The sequence below is a fragment of the Pseudonocardia sp. GCM10023141 genome, from assembly GCF_042653605.1.
The window spans coordinates 41,220-57,056 of sequence record NZ_JBHSIR010000044.1 but is presented as its reverse complement, the minus strand read 5'-3'; the positions used below and the strand labels follow the sequence as shown (position 1 = coordinate 57,056).

General features: G+C 71.3%; 14 protein-coding genes and 1 pseudogene. 9 read left to right on the top strand and 6 right to left on the bottom strand.

Annotation, left to right across the window (positions count from 1 at the left end):
- Positions 1 to 178: 178 nt before the first annotated feature.
- Together ACFPFQ_RS26365 and ACFPFQ_RS26360 are read left to right on the top strand one after the other, a co-directional pair.
- On the top strand, positions 179 to 1,549 hold the full coding sequence (locus ACFPFQ_RS26365) for a cystathionine beta-synthase (RefSeq protein ID WP_379623407.1): 1,371 nt from the start codon (positions 179 to 181) through the stop codon (positions 1,547 to 1,549).
- 94 nt (positions 1,550 to 1,643) lie between these two features.
- Entirely contained in the window at positions 1,644 to 2,786 is a 1,143-nt protein-coding gene (locus ACFPFQ_RS26360) for a cystathionine gamma-synthase (protein ID WP_379623405.1), read from the top strand.
- Between the two features lie 174 nt (positions 2,787 to 2,960).
- Here the strand turns inward: ACFPFQ_RS26360 and ACFPFQ_RS26355 are convergent, their stop codons facing one another.
- A complete protein-coding gene (locus ACFPFQ_RS26355) occupies positions 2,961 to 3,188 on the bottom strand; it encodes a hypothetical protein (RefSeq protein WP_379623403.1) in 228 nt (75 codons plus the stop codon).
- Between the two features lie 156 nt (positions 3,189 to 3,344).
- Between ACFPFQ_RS26355 and ilvA the strand changes: the two genes are divergently transcribed.
- The gene (gene ilvA / locus ACFPFQ_RS26350; protein ID WP_379623401.1) at positions 3,345 to 4,598 is read left to right on the top strand and encodes a threonine ammonia-lyase; all 1,254 of its coding nucleotides are present in this window, start codon (positions 3,345 to 3,347) and stop codon (positions 4,596 to 4,598) included.
- Between the two features lie 28 nt (positions 4,599 to 4,626).
- Here the strand turns inward: ilvA and greA are convergent, their stop codons facing one another.
- Complete coding sequence (greA, locus tag ACFPFQ_RS26345; protein WP_379623399.1) at positions 4,627 to 5,112, bottom strand: transcription elongation factor GreA; 486 nt, start codon at positions 5,110 to 5,112, stop codon at positions 4,627 to 4,629.
- A gap of 569 nt (positions 5,113 to 5,681) precedes the next feature.
- Here greA and mca point away from each other — a divergent pair.
- The 4 genes from mca to ACFPFQ_RS26325 all read left to right on the top strand — a co-directional run bounded on the left by mca (position 5,682) and on the right by ACFPFQ_RS26325 (position 9,904).
- Entirely contained in the window at positions 5,682 to 6,551 is an 870-nt protein-coding gene (gene mca / locus ACFPFQ_RS26340; RefSeq protein WP_379623397.1) for a mycothiol conjugate amidase Mca, read from the top strand.
- A 60-nt stretch (positions 6,552 to 6,611) separates the two neighbouring features.
- A complete protein-coding gene (locus tag ACFPFQ_RS26335) occupies positions 6,612 to 6,887 on the top strand; it encodes a hypothetical protein (RefSeq protein ID WP_379623395.1) in 276 nt (91 codons plus the stop codon).
- A gap of 289 nt (positions 6,888 to 7,176) precedes the next feature.
- Positions 7,177 to 9,189 carry a thioredoxin domain-containing protein gene (locus ACFPFQ_RS26330; RefSeq protein WP_379623393.1) on the top strand — a complete coding sequence of 671 codons (2,013 nt, stop codon included), beginning with the start codon at positions 7,177 to 7,179 and terminating at the stop codon, positions 9,187 to 9,189.
- Positions 9,190 to 9,295: 106 nt separating this feature from the next.
- Positions 9,296 to 9,904, top strand: coding sequence for a hypothetical protein (locus ACFPFQ_RS26325; protein WP_379623492.1), 609 nt, complete (start codon positions 9,296 to 9,298; stop codon positions 9,902 to 9,904).
- Here ACFPFQ_RS26325 and trhA read toward each other — a convergent pair whose 3' ends face one another.
- On the bottom strand, positions 9,905 to 10,570 hold the full coding sequence (gene trhA, locus ACFPFQ_RS26320; protein WP_379623391.1) for a PAQR family membrane homeostasis protein TrhA: 666 nt from the start codon (positions 10,568 to 10,570) through the stop codon (positions 9,905 to 9,907). It abuts the gene before it with no gap.
- Positions 10,571 to 10,672: 102 nt separating this feature from the next.
- Here trhA and ACFPFQ_RS26315 point away from each other — a divergent pair, with 102 nt between their 5' ends.
- On the top strand, positions 10,673 to 11,437 hold the full coding sequence (locus ACFPFQ_RS26315; RefSeq protein ID WP_379623490.1) for an isoprenyl transferase: 765 nt from the start codon (positions 10,673 to 10,675) through the stop codon (positions 11,435 to 11,437).
- Positions 11,438 to 11,532: 95 nt separating this feature from the next.
- Here ACFPFQ_RS26315 and ACFPFQ_RS26310 read toward each other — a convergent pair whose 3' ends face one another.
- Positions 11,533 to 11,910: a hypothetical protein gene (locus ACFPFQ_RS26310; protein WP_379623389.1), complete on the bottom strand. Its 378-nt coding sequence runs from the start codon at positions 11,908 to 11,910 to the stop codon at positions 11,533 to 11,535.
- An 803-nt stretch (positions 11,911 to 12,713) separates the two neighbouring features.
- On the opposite strand from ACFPFQ_RS26310, the gene ACFPFQ_RS26305 reads away from it, so the two are divergent.
- A complete protein-coding gene (locus ACFPFQ_RS26305) occupies positions 12,714 to 14,051 on the top strand; it encodes a PhoH family protein (RefSeq protein ID WP_379623387.1) in 1,338 nt (445 codons plus the stop codon).
- Positions 14,052 to 14,107: 56 nt separating this feature from the next.
- Here ACFPFQ_RS26305 and ACFPFQ_RS26300 read toward each other — a convergent pair.
- Together ACFPFQ_RS26300 and ACFPFQ_RS26295 are read right to left on the bottom strand one after the other, a co-directional pair.
- Positions 14,108 to 14,275 (bottom strand): annotated as a pseudogene (locus tag ACFPFQ_RS26300) (DUF664 domain-containing protein); the annotation flags it as partial.
- Between the two features lie 116 nt (positions 14,276 to 14,391).
- Positions 14,392 to 15,831, bottom strand: coding sequence for a GuaB1 family IMP dehydrogenase-related protein (locus ACFPFQ_RS26295; RefSeq protein WP_379623385.1), 1,440 nt, complete (start codon positions 15,829 to 15,831; stop codon positions 14,392 to 14,394).
- Between the last annotated feature and the right edge of the window lie 6 nt (positions 15,832 to 15,837).

The window sequence follows — 15,837 nt, the reverse complement described above, 5'->3', positions numbered from 1 at the left end:
AGGTCGGACGTTGTTGTCGGGTTCCACGCCGCGATGCGTGCATGGACAGTAGCCCGTTTGCGCGGGTTGTTGCGCCATCGGGTTGCGTTGTACGCCGTAGTGTTGCCCGCTGGATGCCCGACGCGGACAGCGTGAGAGCCCCCGAAGTGCCTGTTCTGCGGGGTGCGACGATGGACTCATGCGTTATGTCGAGCACGTCGCCGACCTGGTCGGCAACACGCCACTGGTCCGGCTCGGCCCGGTCGCGGCCGGGATCGCGGCCCCCGTGCTGGCGAAGGTCGAGTACTTCAACCCCGGCGGCAGCGTGAAGGACCGCATCGCGCTGCGCATGATCGAGGCCGCCGAGAAGTCCGGTGAGCTGCGGGCGGGCGGCACGATCGTCGAGCCGACGTCGGGCAACACCGGCGTCGGGCTGGCGATGGTCGCGCAGCGCCGCGGCTACCAGTGCGTGTTCGTCTGCCCGGACAAGGTCAGCGAGGACAAGCGCAACGTCCTGCGCGCCTACGGCGCCCGCGTCGTGGTCTGTCCCACGGCCGTCGAGCCCGAGCACCCCGACTCCTACTACCAGGTCTCCGACCGCCTCGTCACCGAGATCGACGGGGCGTGGAAGCCCAACCAGTACGCCAACGTGCAGAACCCGGAGTCGCACTACCTCGGCACCGGCCCGGAGCTCTGGGAGCAGACCGAGGGCACGATCACGCACTTCGTCGCGGGGATCGGCACCGGGGGCACCATCAGCGGCACCGGGCGGTACCTCAAGGAGGTCTCCGACGGCCGCGTCCAGGTGATCGGCGCCGACCCCGAGGGCTCCGTCTACTCCGGTGGCACCGGCCGTCCGTACCTCGTGGAGGGCGTCGGCGAGGACTTCTGGCCCACCACCTACGACAAGGACATCTGCGACCGCATCGTCGCGGTCTCCGACGGCGACTCCTTCGAGATGACGCGCCGCCTCGCCCGCGAGGAGGCGCTGCTCGTCGGTGGCTCGTGCGGCATGGCCACGGTGGCCGCGCTGCGGATCGCCGCCGACCTGCCGGCCGACGCGGTGGTGGTGGTGCTGCTGCCCGACGGCGGCCGCGGCTACCTCGGCAAGGTGTTCAACGACGCCTGGATGGCCGGGTACGGGTTCATGCCGCCCACGCAGGGCGCCACGGTCGGTGACATCCTGCGCCGCAAGGACGGCTCGATGCCCGACCTCGTGCACGCCCACCCGAACGAGACCGTCGCCGACGCCGTCCACTACCTGCGCGAGTTCCACGTCTCGCAGATGCCCGTGGTGCGGGCGGAGCCGCCGGTGATGGCGGCGGAGGTGGCAGGCGCGGTGGTCGAGCGCGACCTGCTCGACGCGCTGTTCACCGGCCGGGCCCAGCTCTCGGACCGCCTCGAGCGGCACATGTCCGCACCGCTGCCGACGCTCGGGGCCGGTGAAGCGCTGGACACGGCGATGGCGGCCTTCGCGCAGGCCGACGCGGCACTCGTGCTCGTCGACGGCAAGCCCGCCGGCGTCGTCACTCGCTCGGACGTGCTGGCCTTCATCGGCTCCGGCAGCTGACCCGCGCACACCGGAGCGTGCTCGCACCCACCATGCGCGGTGGGTGCGAGCCCCCGGCGGTGTGCGCGAGCCTCCCGCGCGTAGCGTTTCGCCCATGCGCGGTTTCTCCACCAATGCCATTCATGCTGGCCAGGAGCCGGATCCCACGACCGGAGCGGTGATCACGCCGATCCACCCGTCCTCCACGTTCGCCCAGGACGGCGTCGGTGGCCTGCGTGCCGGGTACGAGTACTCCCGCAGCGCCAACCCCACGCGTACGGCGCTGCAGGAGTGCCTGGCGGCGCTCGAGGGCGGCCGCCATGCCGTCGCGTTCGGTTCCGGCATGGGCGCCTCCGACGTCCTCATGCGGGTGCTGCTCAAGCCGGGCGACCACATGGTCATCCCGCACGACGCCTACGGCGGCACGTTCCGCCTCGTCGACAAGGTGCTCTCGCAGTGGGGTGTGGAGCACAGCACCGTCGACCTCGGTGACGTCGACGCGCTGCGGGCCGCGATCCGTCCGACCACCCGGGCCATCTGGTGCGAGACGCCCACCAACCCGCTGCTGGGCATCGCCGACATCGCGGCGCTGGCCGACGTCGCGCGGGGCGCGGGCGCGCGGCTCGTCGTCGACAACACGTTCGCGTCGCCGTACCTGCAGAACCCGCTCGCGCTCGGCGCCGACGTGGTGCTGCACTCCACCACCAAGTACGTCGGCGGTCACTCCGACGTCGTCGGGGGCGCGCTCGTCACGAGCGACGACGAGCTGGCCGAGCAGATCCTGTTCACGCAGAACTCCGTCGGCTCGGTGCCCGGCCCCTTCGACGCCTGGCTGACGCTGCGGGGTGTCAAGACGCTCGCCGTGCGCATGGAGCGCCATTGCGACAACGCCGAGCGCATCGCCGAGATGCTCAGCGGCCACAGCGCCGTCTCCGGCGTGCTCTACCCGGGACTCGCGGAGCACCCCGGCCACGAGGTGGCGGCCAAGCAGATGCGCCGCTTCGGCGGCATGGTGTCGTTCACCGTCGCGGGCGGCCGGGAGGCGGCGCTGCGGGTGTGCGGGGCCACCGAGCTGTTCACGCTGGCCGAGTCGCTCGGCGGCGTCGAGTCGCTGATCGAGCACCCCGCCGCCATGACGCACGCCTCGGTCTCCGGCTCCGCGCTGGAGGTGCCCGACTCGCTGGTGCGCCTCTCGGTGGGCATCGAGGACGTCGAGGACCTGGTGGAGGACCTGCGCACGGCGCTCGACGCCGCCTGACGGCGCCAACCGGATGGCCACCGCGCCGACGTCAGGACGTTGGCGCGGTGGCCACGGGGTTGGCGCGGTGGGAGCGCCGGTTCGACGGCGCCAACGCAGCGGCCACGGCGCCGATGTCGGGACGTTGGCGCGGTGGCTATGGGGTTGGCGCGGTGGGGTTGGCGCGGTGGGGCGTCAGCTGCGCGCGGGCGCGTCGGCGTCGGCGCGCGTGGTGGAGTTCGGGGCCGGGTTGGGCACCACGATGTCGCCGGGGGCGATGCACCCTCCGACCAGCACGTAGCGGCCGTCCTGCAGCTCGTAGTGGCCGGGGTCGTCGCAACCCGCCGCCTGCACGGTGGCCACCGCGACGGCGGTGAGGACGGCAGCCACCAGCAGTGGTGCCATGGCCCGCAGCCGGGTCATCTCAACAGCCGTGTCATCTCGACCTCCACCGGACAGTGGCCGCCACGATGCTCGCGCGGCATCCCCCGAGCTGTCCCGGACCGAGGTTACCGCTGCCGGGTGCGCGGTGCGCCGCGTGGTGGTCCGGGCCCGCACGGCCGGTGCGAGGATGGGCCCATGACCACGCAGGGGGTGGCCGTCCCGCCCGTCGGCATCGACGACATCCGGGCCGCGCGGGAACTGCTGGCCGGGGTCGTCTCGGTCACGCCGGTGGCCGGTTCCCGCACGTTGTCGGACCTGTGCGGCGGGCCGGTCTGGTTCAAGTGCGAGAACCTCCAGCGCACCGGCTCCTTCAAGATCCGCGGGGCCTACACGCGCATTGCCCGGCTGTCGGACGTCGATCGCGCCCGCGGGGTCGTGGCGGCGAGCGCGGGCAACCACGCGCAGGGAGTGGCGCTGGCGGCGCGGCTCCTCGGCATCGAGGCCACGGTCTTCATGCCGGTCGGCGCTGCGCTGCCGAAGGTCGGCGCCACCCGCGGCTACGGTGCCACCGTCCAGCTCGCCGGGGAGACCGTGGACGGCAGCATCGCCGCCGCCAGGGAGTTCGCCACGCTCACGGGCGCGGTGTTCGTGCACCCCTTCGACCATCCCGATGTGATCGCCGGACAGGGCACGGTGGGCCTCGAGATCCTCGAGCAGGTGCCCGACGTGCGCACCGTGCTCGTCGGCACCGGCGGCGGCGGGCTGCTGGGGGGCGTGGCCGCCGCCATCAAGGCGCAACGGCCCGACGTCCACGTGGTCGGCGTGCAGGCAGAGGGCGCCGCGGCGTGGCCCGACTCGCTGTCGGCGGGAGAACCCCGCTCGCTCGCCGCGATGCGCACGATCGCCGACGGCATCGCCGTCGGGCGCCCGGGTGACATCACGTTCCCGCAGGTGGCCGCGCTCGTCGACGACATGATCACGGTGGACGACGACGCGCTCTCGCGCGCGCTGCTGCACTGCCTCGAACGCGCCAAGCTCGTGGTGGAGCCGGCAGGCGTCGCGGGAGTGGCCGCGCTGCTGGAGCACCCGCGCCGCTTCGCCACCCCCGCCGTGGCGGTGCTGTCGGGCGGCAACGTGGACCCGCTCGTCCTGCTGCACGTGATCCAGCACGGCATGGCCACGGCGAAGCGCTACCTCGCGCTGCGGGTGCGGGTGAGCGACCGTCCGGGAGCGCTGGCCGAGCTGCTGGTGCAGATCGGCTCGCACGGTGCCAACGTCCTGGACGTGGCCCATTCCCGCATATCAGGGGCGCTCTCGCTCGGTGAGGTGGACGTGGACGTCACCCTCGAGACCCGTGGCCCGCAACACTGCGCCGAGCTGGTGAACGCCCTGCGGACAGCAGGGCACACCGTCGGCGAGATCGCCGACGGTGTGCCCGGTGGCTGGTGAAGCTGGAGAACTCAGCCCGTGGAAGAACTCAGCCCTTGAAGGGCTCGGCCGAGACGAGGGAGACCTCCATGTTGCCGCCCGTGGGCAGCTGGTAGGTCCTGGTCTCGCCGACCTTGGCACCCAGCAGCGCCGCGCCCAGCGGGGAGTTGGGGGAGATCACCTGCAGGTCGCCGTGTGCGCCCTCCTCGCGGGAGCCCAGCAGCACCGTCTCGGTGTCCTCGTCGTCGTAACGGATCTTGAGGACCATGCCGGGCGCGGCGACGTCGGAACTCGACGGTGCGACGCCGACCTGCGCCGTACGCAGCAGCTCCTGCAGCTGCCGGATGCGGCCCTCCTGCTGACCCTGCTCCTCGCGCGCGGCGTGGTAACCGCCGTTCTCCTTGAGGTCGCCCTCTTCGCGGCGGGCATTGATCTCAGCAGCAATGACGGGGCGGTTCGCGATCAGCACGTCCAGTTCGCCCTTGAGCCGGTCGTAGGCCTCCTGGGTCAGCCAGGTCACCTGCGTGTCCGTCACGGTCATCACTCCTCCAGCCTGTCCAGTTCCATGCAGCCACGGACCGTTCGCCCGCGGACGGGATCAACCCGTCGTGGGCGATCCCGATCTCGATGGCGGCATAGCCCCGAGTAAGGAAAAACACGACCCGCCTGCGGGCCGTGTGCAGCTCACGGTAACACGGTGCCAGCCACTCGTCGCAGCCTTTCGACGAACGGTTGGGGGTGCCGAAGAGTTCCCGCTTCGCGTATCCCTGCTGGTCAACCGCTTGCAGTTGTACCTGCAATGCGCACCTGCAACGTGCACGCATCGCCGTGCGACCGCTCACCGTAGCCCCTTCCGCTCAGGTTCGCGAACTGTGCCGCCGACCGTGTCCCGGCGACGCGCACGACCCTATTCACACCCACCGACAATTACGCTGGGTCACGAAATTAGGGCGCGGGAAGGTGCGCGGCCGATACAGCGTTCGACCTCGTAGCGAAGGTTGTCGGGGCACTCTGCAACGATCCCGTCAGCTCCACATCTCAGAAGGGACCGCGGCCGACCTCATGTCGTCTTCCGATCAGCGCAGCTCCACCCCTCTGCGGCTCATGACGGTGCACGCGCATCCCGATGACGAGTCGAGCAAGGGGGCCGCCACCAGCGCCCGCTACGTCGCCGAGGGCCACGAGGTCATGGTCGTCACGTGCACGGGCGGCGAGGCCGGCAGCATCCTCAACCCGGCGATGGATCGGCCCGAGGTGCTGGCCGATCTGCCCGCCGTCCGCCGCGCCGAGATGGCGAAGGCCGCCGAGATCCTCGGTGTCCAGCACCGCTGGCTCGGCTTCGTCGACTCCGGCCTGCCCGAGGGCGATCCGAAGCCGCCGCTACCCGAAGGCTGCTTCGCGCTCGTCCCGCTCGAGGAGGCCACGGCTCCGCTGGTGGCGCTCATCCGCGAGTTCCGCCCGCACGTGCTCGTCACCTACGACGAGAACGGCGGCTACCCGCACCCCGATCACATCAAGACCCACGAGATCTCCATGGCGGCGTTCGACGCAGCGGGCGATCCCGATCGCTTCCCGGGCACGGGCGATCCATGGCAGCCGCTCAAGCTGTACTACTCGCACGGCTTCTCGAAGGCGCGCCTGATCGCCTTCGACGCCGCACTTGAAGCGCGCGGGCTCGAGTCGCCGTACAAGGAGTGGCTGGCCAACTGGAGCGACCGGCCCGATCCGGGCCTCCGCGTCACCACCCGCGTCGAGTGCGCCGAGTGGTTCGACGTGCGCGATGCCGCGCTGCTGGCCCACGCCACGCAGATCGACCCCACCAGCCGGTGGTTCTTCGTGCCCCAGGAGATCCAGCGCGAGGTCTGGCCCACGGAGGACTACGAGCTCGTCCGCACGCTCGTCGACGTCCCGGATCCGGAGCGCGATCTGTTCGCCGGCATCGACGTCAAGGTGGCGGTCGGCCCGGCCAACTGACGTGCGTGCAAGAGGTCCGCGTAGCCTCTTGCGTGCACCATCGGCACGGAAGGAGCAGCGGTGAACGGCTTGCTTGTCGATCTCGGGGCGGTCTCCGCGGCTTCCGCGCTGCCCGTTGTCGGGGTTCCGATGCAGGATCCGGAGCCGCCGCCGGGCAAGGGTGAGGAGTTCGGCAAGGCCTCACCGATCGCGCTCGTCGTCATCGTGCTGCTCGGCATCGCCACCGTCTTCCTGATTCGCTCGATGACCAGACGCATCAAGAAGCTGCCGGCGAGCTTCGACGCACCCGGCGACGCTCCTTCGACGGGCGACGAGGCGGGGAGTACCCGGGCCTGAGCAGTACCCGCGGCGATCGTTGGGTACCTCACGTTGATGGCTCGCTGGTCGGCATGTTCCGAGCATGAAGGCCGGGCGGGACTTTGCGCGTTGCTCGGCGCTCGGTGGGCAGCCACAAGGTTCCATATGGCTGCTGGCGGCTCCGCCGGCCCGACCCGATCAGCCACAAGGTTCCATGAGGCGCCGGGCCGGCCAACCCATACCTGCCCACTCCCCAGCCGGCCGCGCCCGTGGCGCACCCCTGACGCCACCCGCACCGTCTCGCGAGCGCGCCTGACAGGCTGAGGCCATGCCCAACCGGCTCGCCGCCGCCACCAGCCCGTACCTCCTGCAACACTCGGACAATCCCATCGAGTGGTGGGAGTGGTCCGAGGCCGCCTTCGTCGAGGCCGCCCGCCGGGATGTGCCGGTCCTGCTGTCGGTCGGCTACGCGGCCTGTCACTGGTGCCATGTCATGGCGCACGAGTCGTTCGAGGACGCGGCGACGGCGGCGCAGGTGAACGCCGGTTTCGTCGCGATCAAGGTCGACCGCGAGGAGCGTCCCGACATCGACGCGATCTACATGGCGGCCACCCAGGCGATGACGGGTCAGGGCGGCTGGCCCATGACGTGCTTCCTCACCCCGGCAGGCGAGCCGTTCCACTGCGGCACCTACTACCCGCCCCAGGCGCGCCAGGGCATGCCCGGGTTCCGCCAGCTGCTCGACGCCGTCACCACGGCGTGGCGTGACGACGGCGAGCGGGTGCGGGGCGCCGCGGGGGAGATCGCGGCGCGCCTCGCCGACAACGCCGCGGCCGCGTTGCCGTCGTCGGTCGTCGACGCCGACGCGCTCGACCGGGCCGCTGCAACGCTGGGGGAGACCTTCGACGCCCGGTTCGGCGGCTTCGGCGGGGCGCCGAAGTTCCCGCCGTCGATGGCGCTCGAGTTCCTGCTGCGCCACCACGAGCGCACGGCATCGGCCGAGGCGCTGCGCCTCGTCGGGCTCACGGCGGAGCGCATGGCTCGCGGCGGCATGTACGACCAGCTGGCCGGCGGTTTCGCCCGCTACAGCGTCGACGCGCAGTGGGTGGTGCCGCACTTCGAGAAGATGCTCTACGACAACGCCCTGCTGCTGCGGGTCTACGCGCACCTGGCGCGGGTCACCGGCGACGCGCTGCCGTTGCGGGTCGCGGACGGGATCGCCGGGTTCCTGCTGGGGGAGCTGTGCACCCCCGAAGGTGGGTTCGCCTCCGCACTCGACGCCGACACCGACGGTGTCGAGGGCCTGACCTACGCCTGGACGCCCGCACAGCTGCACGAGGTGCTCGGCGCGGCGGACGGGGAGTGGGCGGCCGCGCTGCTGACCGTCACCGGGCCCGGCACGTTCGAGCACGGCTCGTCGACGTTGCAGCTGCTCGCCGACCCCGACGACCCGCAGCGCTGGGAGCGGATCCGCACGGAACTGCTGGTCGCCCGCGGGCAACGGCCGCAGCCTGCCTGCGACGACAAGGTCGTGACGGCCTGGAACGGGCTGGCGATCCAGGCGCTCGCCGAGGGCGGCGCCGCACTCGGCCGCACCGACTGGATCGACGGTGCGGTCCGGGCCGCCGAGCTGGTGCTGGGGCTGCACGTCGTCGACGGGAGGCTGCGCCGCTCGTCGCGGGCCGGCCGGGTCGGTACCGCGGCGGGCGTGCTCGAGGACCACGCCTGCCTGGCGGACGGGCTGCTGGCGCTCTACCAGGCCACCGGCGAGCCGCGCTGGCTCGCTGCCGGCACCGGGCTGCTCGACGTCGCGCTCGAGCACTTCGCCGTGCTGGATGCGCCGGGTGCCTTCCACGACACCGCCGACGACGCCGAGGCGCTGCTGCACCGGCCGCGCGAGCTCACCGACAACGCGACGCCGTGCGGGAGCTCGGCGCTGGCGTCCGCCTTGCTCACGGCGTCGGTACTGACGGCGGACGGCGGCCACTACCGCGATGTCGCAGAGGCAGCGCTGCGCGGGGTCGGCACGCTCGCGGAGCGGCATCCACGGTTCGCCGGGCACTGGCTCACGGCGGCCGAGGCCGCGGTGAGCGGACCGCTGCAGGTGGCGGTGGTGGGCGACGCGGGTGACCCGCACCTCGCGGAGCTGGTGAGCACCGCTATCGCCGTCGCGCCCGGCGGCACCGTGGTCGTCGTCGGTGAGCCGGACGCGCCGGGCAGCCCACTGCTGGCTGCCCGCCCGCTCGTCGACGGGCGGGCAGCGGCGTACGTCTGCCGCGGTTTCGTCTGCGATCGCCCGGTCAGCACGGTCGCGGAGCTGGCCGCGAGCCTGCGCGGCTGACGCCGGGTGGGTGCGCTTGCAGCGTAATCATCAGGCTGCACATCGGCCTGTAGCTGTGTAATCTCGTAATCACAACGAGAGCGCGGAGGCTCAGATGTCCGGACGGATGCACAGGGGTTGGCACGGCGCAGCAGGTCGCGGCGGTCGCGGGCCCGGTCGCGGTGGATGGCAGCAGGCCGATCTGCCGGGTGCCGATGACGCCGCGGCCTGGCTGCAGGGTCGCCTGCCCGACGACTGGTTCGTCGCGGCGCCCGAGGTCACCATCGACCGCGAGGAGATCCTGATCGTCGGTGAGCTGGCGGCGGTCGAGGGCGAGTTCGCCGACACCGAGGCGGGGCACGCCGATCGGACCGCGGCCGAGGCGGGCCGGATCTCGCGGTTCCGCGAGGGCACGCGCGAGGAGCGCATCGAGATCGCCCGCCAGGCGGAGCACCGCTACCAGCGCAAGGTCGCCTGGGGCGCGCGGATCGGTGACAGCGAGGAGCTGTTCACGGTGGCGTCGGTGCCGGTCATGACGCGGCTGCGGCAGCCGGAACGCATCGTGCTCGACACGCTGGTGGACTCGGGCGTGGCGCGGTCGCGGTCCGACGCGCTGGCCTGGGCCGTGCGCCTGGTCGGCGAGCACGCCGACGAGTGGCTCGGTGAGCTGCGCGAGGCCATGGCGAAGGTCGACGAGCTGCGCACGAAGGGCCCCGCCGCCGCAGGCGACGAGTGATCAGAAGAGGATCAGCCAGATCGAGATGAGATGGCAGATCGCGGCGAGCACCGTGGCCGCGTGGAAGAACTCGTGGTATCCGAACGTGCGGGGCCACGGGTCGGGCCAGCGGGTGGCGTAGAAGATCGCGCCGATCGTGTAGAACAGGCCGCCTGCCAGCAGCAGCACGAGCGCGGCCACACCGCCGTGCGCGAGCAGATCGGGCAGCACGAAGATCGCGACATAGCCCAGCGCGAGGTAGATCGGCACCCCGACCCACGCCGGCGCGTGCGGCCACACCATCTTGAGCACGACGCCGGCGAGCGCACCCGCCCACACCACGATCAGCACCCAGCGCGCCGTGCTCGGAGCCATCGCGAGCACGGCGACCGGAGTGTAGGTGCCGGCGATGAACAGGAAGATCATCGAGTGGTCGAGCCGTTTCATGACGGCTCTGGCCCTCGTGGTGTGCCAGGTACGGCGGTGATACAGCGCGCTCGTGCCGAACAGCCCCAGGATGGTGACGCTGTAGACGGAGGTGGCGAGCGCGGCGCCGCCACCGACGAGTGACGCGGAGATCGCGATCAGGCTGGCGCACGCGGCGATGGACACGGCGAACGACCAGAAGTGCAGCCAGCCCCGCATCCGCGGCTTGACGTGCGGAAGTCCCGGAGGCGGCGTGGTCATGGTCCCGGGCGGCACCTCTCGAGGCTACGGCACCGGGGAAGCCCCGATGGTGTCCTGGACGTGAACCCCGCCACCGCGGGCGTAGTCTCTCGGGTCGTGGGCGTGCGCGACCTGCTGTACTCGATGTATGAGCGCCAGCTGAGCCGTCAGCTGGGTGGCGCCGGAGAGCGGCCGAAACACGTCGCGTTGATGCTCGACGGGAATCGGAGATGGGCCCGCGACGAAGGCCTCGCCGACGTCAACGACGGCCATCGGGCAGGGGCGGCCAAGATCGCCGACCTGCTGCAGTGGTGCGAGGAAGCCGACGTCGAGGTCGTCACGCTGTGGCTGCTGTCCACCGACAACCTGAGCCGGCCCGCCGACGAGCTGGCGCCGCTGCTCCAGATCATCGCCGACGTCGTCGACGATCTCAGCGGTCCGTCGGCGCGCTGGCGCCTGCGGATGGTGGGGGCGCTCGACCTGCTGCCGGCCCCGATCTCGGATCGGCTGACGGCCGCTGCGGCACGCACCGTGGGCCGCACGGGCCTCGAGCTCAACGTGGCGGTCTGTTACGGCGGTCGCCAGGAGATCGCCGATGCCGTCCGCAAGCTGCTGCTGCAGCACGCCGAGTCGGGCACGTCGATGGAGGAGCTCGCCGAGGTGCTCGACGTCGACCACATCGCGGCCAACCTGTACACCTCGGGTCAGCCCGATCCGGATCTGGTGATCCGCACATCGGGTGAGCAGCGGTTGTCCGGGTTCATGCTGTGGCAGTCGGCGCACTCGGAGTTCTGGTTCTGCGAGGCGTACTGGCCGGAGTTCCGGAAGGTCGACTTCCTGCGCGCGCTGCGGGACTACGCGGCCCGGCACCGGCGGTTCGGTTCCTGACCGCCACCGGCGGCCTGCTGGATTTTGTTGCGACCGGAAATACAAGAAGGCCCGGACCACAAAGTGGTCCGGGCCTTCTTGCGCGTCAGACTAGATCAGTCCTGCACGTGGGCGTCGCCCGCGCTGCCGCTGTTGTCGCCACAGGTGCGGTCGGCCGACTGAGTGGTGTCGCCAACCGTGCCCGTGCCCAGCAGGCCGAGGGCCCCAGTGAGCTCGGCGGTGACGTCGGAGACCTGAACACCCAGGACGTTGACCGGGATGTTGTTGTTGCACGCCTGGATCGGAACGTTGACGTTGTTGTCCGCCACGTTCACGAGTCCGCCGCTCGTGTCACCGTTGGAGTTGTTGTTGGTGACCGAGGACGAGTGACCGTGGTGCCAGTCGCCGCCCTTGTCGCCTGCGAAGGCGAGCGGGCTAACAGCCAGCAGACCGGCAGCGGCCGCAGCCACGACAATTCCAGCCTTCTTCAGCACAGTTCATCTCCTGTTTGGTTCATGCGGATCCGACCGAAGTCGATTCCATTCAGTGTCAGCGTATGACCGGGGAGCCCTCGCTGACCACGGAAAAAGTAGCGCGCCAGAGGCGCTTTGGACAAATCCCGTACCCCTATCGAGTGAGTCGAATACTTTGAGTTTGGTTACGCATCCTTTTGGGGGGCCATTTTCCGGATTGCTCCGCCCGGACCGAGGAAGTATCCATACGTTCCGTGATCGGGAATCACTCGAATGCGAGCGTATCCTTTTCGGTTGCCGCAGTTCCCGTAACGGGGCGTGTCCGGGCGTTGGGGTGGCGGGCCGGGCTGCAGGCGCTTCCCGACGTCAGCAAGGTGGCCCTGCAGGCGTTGGACGTCAGCAAGGTGGCCCTCCTGGCGTCCGGGATGCGCGCCGGCCCCCCACGGACCCGCCCGCCCATCGGCACGCTGTGCACATGGGCCGCGACTGAACGTGTTCGTGCGGTCACTCAACGGCGACGGACGGTGTCCAAGATGCGACGAGCGGTAGGCCGTTCTGTTAATTTCAGGTTCGGCTCTGGGGTGAGTATCGGCGTTGCTGTTGACCGCACCCGGGGAACCGCCGGTAGCGTTGTCCTCGGCGGTACGTACCCGATGCGCACCGCCCGGGGAGGCCCTGGTCGTGGTGTTAGCACCCGAGGGGGCCGGCATCCGGCCCTCGCGGGCGTGCTCGGCGGCGAGATCCAGGTCGCAGGAGGCGCCCGAGCCAGGGCCGGCCGGCCCACCAGAGAGTGGGCGCGGTGCCGCGCCCACGAGGGAGCACCTGTGACTGACCGTCGTATCGCCCCCGCCTCGGAGAACACCCGCTGCTACGTGCTGGACACCTCCGTGCTCTTGTCCGACCCGTGGTCCCTGACCCGGTTCGACGAGCACGAAGTGGTCCTCCCGCTGGTGGTGATCACCGAACTCGAGGGCAAGCGGCAGCATCCGGAACTCGGATGGTTCGCCCGCACGGCGTTGCGCCAGCTCGATGAGCTGCGCATCCAGCACGGACGCCTGGACTCCCCGGTGCCGATCGGCTCCGCAGGCGGAACGTTGCACGTCGAGCTCAATCACACCGACCCGGAGGTGCTCCCCGCGGGCTTTCGTACCGACTCCAACGACAGCCGGATCCTCGCCTGCGCGCTGAACCTGGCAGCGGAGCGCAAGGAGGCCGGGCTCGGCGGCGTCGTGCTCGTCACCAAGGACATGCCGCTGCGCGTCAAGGCGGCAGCCGTCGGCCTCACCGCGGACGAGTACCACGCTCTCGACGTGGTGCCGTCCGGCTGGACCGGGATGGCCGATGTCGAGGTGCCGGCTGCCGATGTCGACGCCCTGTTCCGGGAAGGAGTGATCGACCACGACGCGGCGCTCGACCTGCCGTGCAACACGGGGTTGCGGCTGCTGGGCGGGGCCTCCGCCGCGCTCGGCAGGGTCACGGCCGACAAGCGGATCCGGCTCGTCCGCGGCGACCGCGAGGCGTTCGGGTTGCACGGCCGCTCCGCCGAGCAGCGGGTGGCACTGGACCTGCTGCTCGACCCGGAGGTCGGGATCGTCTCCCTCGGTGGCCGGGCCGGCACCGGGAAGTCGGCACTGGCGCTGTGCGCGGGTCTGGAGGCCGTGCTCGAGCGCCAGCAGCACCGCAAGGTCGTGGTGTTCCGCCCGCTCTACGCGGTCGGCGGCCAGGAGCTCGGCTACCTGCCGGGCAGCGAGGCCGAGAAGATGGGTCCGTGGGCGCAGGCCGTCTTCGACACCCTCGGTGCGCTGGTCAGCGAGGACACGATGGCCGAGATCATGGCCCGCGGGATGCTGGAGGTCCTGCCGCTCACCCACATCCGCGGCCGGTCGCTGCACGACTCGTTCGTCATCGTCGACGAGGCGCAGTCGTTGGAGCGCAACGTGCTGCTGACGGTGCTGTCGCGGCTGGGCACGGCCTCCCGCGTGGTGCTCACGCACGACGTCGCGCAGCGTGACAACCTGCGTGTCGGTCGCCACGACGGCATCGCCGCCGTGATCGAGAAGCTGAAGGGCCACCCGCTCTTCGCGCACGTCACGCTCACCCGCTCGGAGCGCAGCCCGATCGCGGCACTGGTCACCGAACTCCTGGAGGGCCCGGCAGCCTGACCCGACAGCAGCGAGCGGCCCTCCCCTCCGCGAAGGGAGGGCCGCTCGTTGTCTTCTCAGCCCATCGACTTCTGCCCGTCGATCGTCTCGCGGAGGATGTCGGCGTGGCCCGCGTGCTGGGCGGTCTCGGCGAGGATGTGCAGCAGCACCCGCCGCGCCGACCAGCGCGCACCCGGCTCGTACCAGGGCGCCTCGGGCAGCGGGTGGGTGAAGTCCAGGTCCGGCGGACGGTGCGGCGCGACATCGACCGCTTGCGCGAGCCCGCGAGCTGACGCACACCGTGCGGTGCCGACGCACACCGTCAACGGTGTGCGTGAACCCCTGACGGTGTGCGTCAGGTCTACAGGCCGTGTGGCGTGCCCTCCGTGAATCCCGCCATCGTCTGCACGCCGATCAGCGCGCGCTCGTGCAGCTCATCGAGGCTGCGGGCACCGGCGTACGTGCACGCCGAGCGGACGCCCGAGCAGATGCCGTCGAGCACGTCCTCCACGCCGGGACGCTGGGGGTCCAGCAGCTGCTTCGACGACGAGATGCCCTCCTCGAACAGACCCTTCAGCGCCCGCTCGAAGCCCCCGTCGCCGCGGGTGCGCGCGCTCACCGCACGCTTGGAGGCCATCCCGAACGACTCCTTGTACGGGCGGCCGTTCTCGTCGCGCAGCAGGTCGCCCGGCGACTCGTAGGTGCCTGCCAGCCAGGAGCCGATCATCACGGCGGACGCCCCGGCGGCCAGCGCGAGCGCGACGTCGCGCGGCCACCGCACGCCACCGTCGGCCCAGATGCGCACGTCCACATCGCGGCCGGCCTCGGCGCACTCGAGCACGGCGGAGAACTGGGGGCGGCCGACGCCGGTCATCATGCGGGTGGTGCACATCGCGCCGGGACCGACCCCGACCTTGATGATGTCGGCACCCGCGGCGGCCAGGTCGCGCACGCCCGCGGCCGTGACGACGTTGCCCGCGGCCACCGGAACCGCTGAGCCCGCGTCGTCGACGACCCGCCGCACGGCCTGCAGCGCGTCGATCATCTTCTCCTGGTGCCCGTGCGCGGTGTCGACGACGAGCATGTCGACACCCGCGTCGAGCAGCGCCTTCGCCTTGACCGCGACGTCGCCGTTGATGCCGACGGCGGCCGCGGTGCGCAGCTTGCCCGCCGCGTCGAGCGCGGGGGAGTAGACCTCGGCCCGCAGCGCGCCGAGCGCGGTGAGCAGTCCGACGAGCCGGCCGTCGGCGTCCAGGCCGAGCGCGACGCCGCGCCCGCCGAGTGCCTCGAAGACCTCGCGCGGCGCGGTGTCGAGCGGCAGCAGCAGCGGTGCCGGGTCGAGCACGTCGGACAGGCGGGTGAAGCGGTCGACGCCGGTGCACGCGGCCTCGTCGACCGTGCCGACCGGACGGCCGCCGTCGTCGACGACGACGACGGTGCCGTGCGCGCGCTTGGGCAGCAGGTTGACCGCGTCGGCCACCGCGTCGCCGGTGCGCAGCACGAGCGGGGTGTCCCAGACGGGGTGGCGCGACTTGATCCAGCTGACGATCTCGGCGACCGCGGACGGCGCGACGTCCTGCGGGAGCACGGTGAGCCCACCGCGCCGCGCGAGCGTCTCGGCCATCCGGCGGCCGGCCACCGCGGTCATGTTGGCCGCGATCACCGGCAGCGTCGCACCGGAGCCGTCGGCGGTGGTGAGGTCCACGTCGAACCGGGAGGCCACCGAGGACCGTTCCGGGACGAGGAAGACATCGTCATAGGTCAGGTCGTGGCGGGGCTGCTGACCGTCGAGGAAGCGCACGTGGCG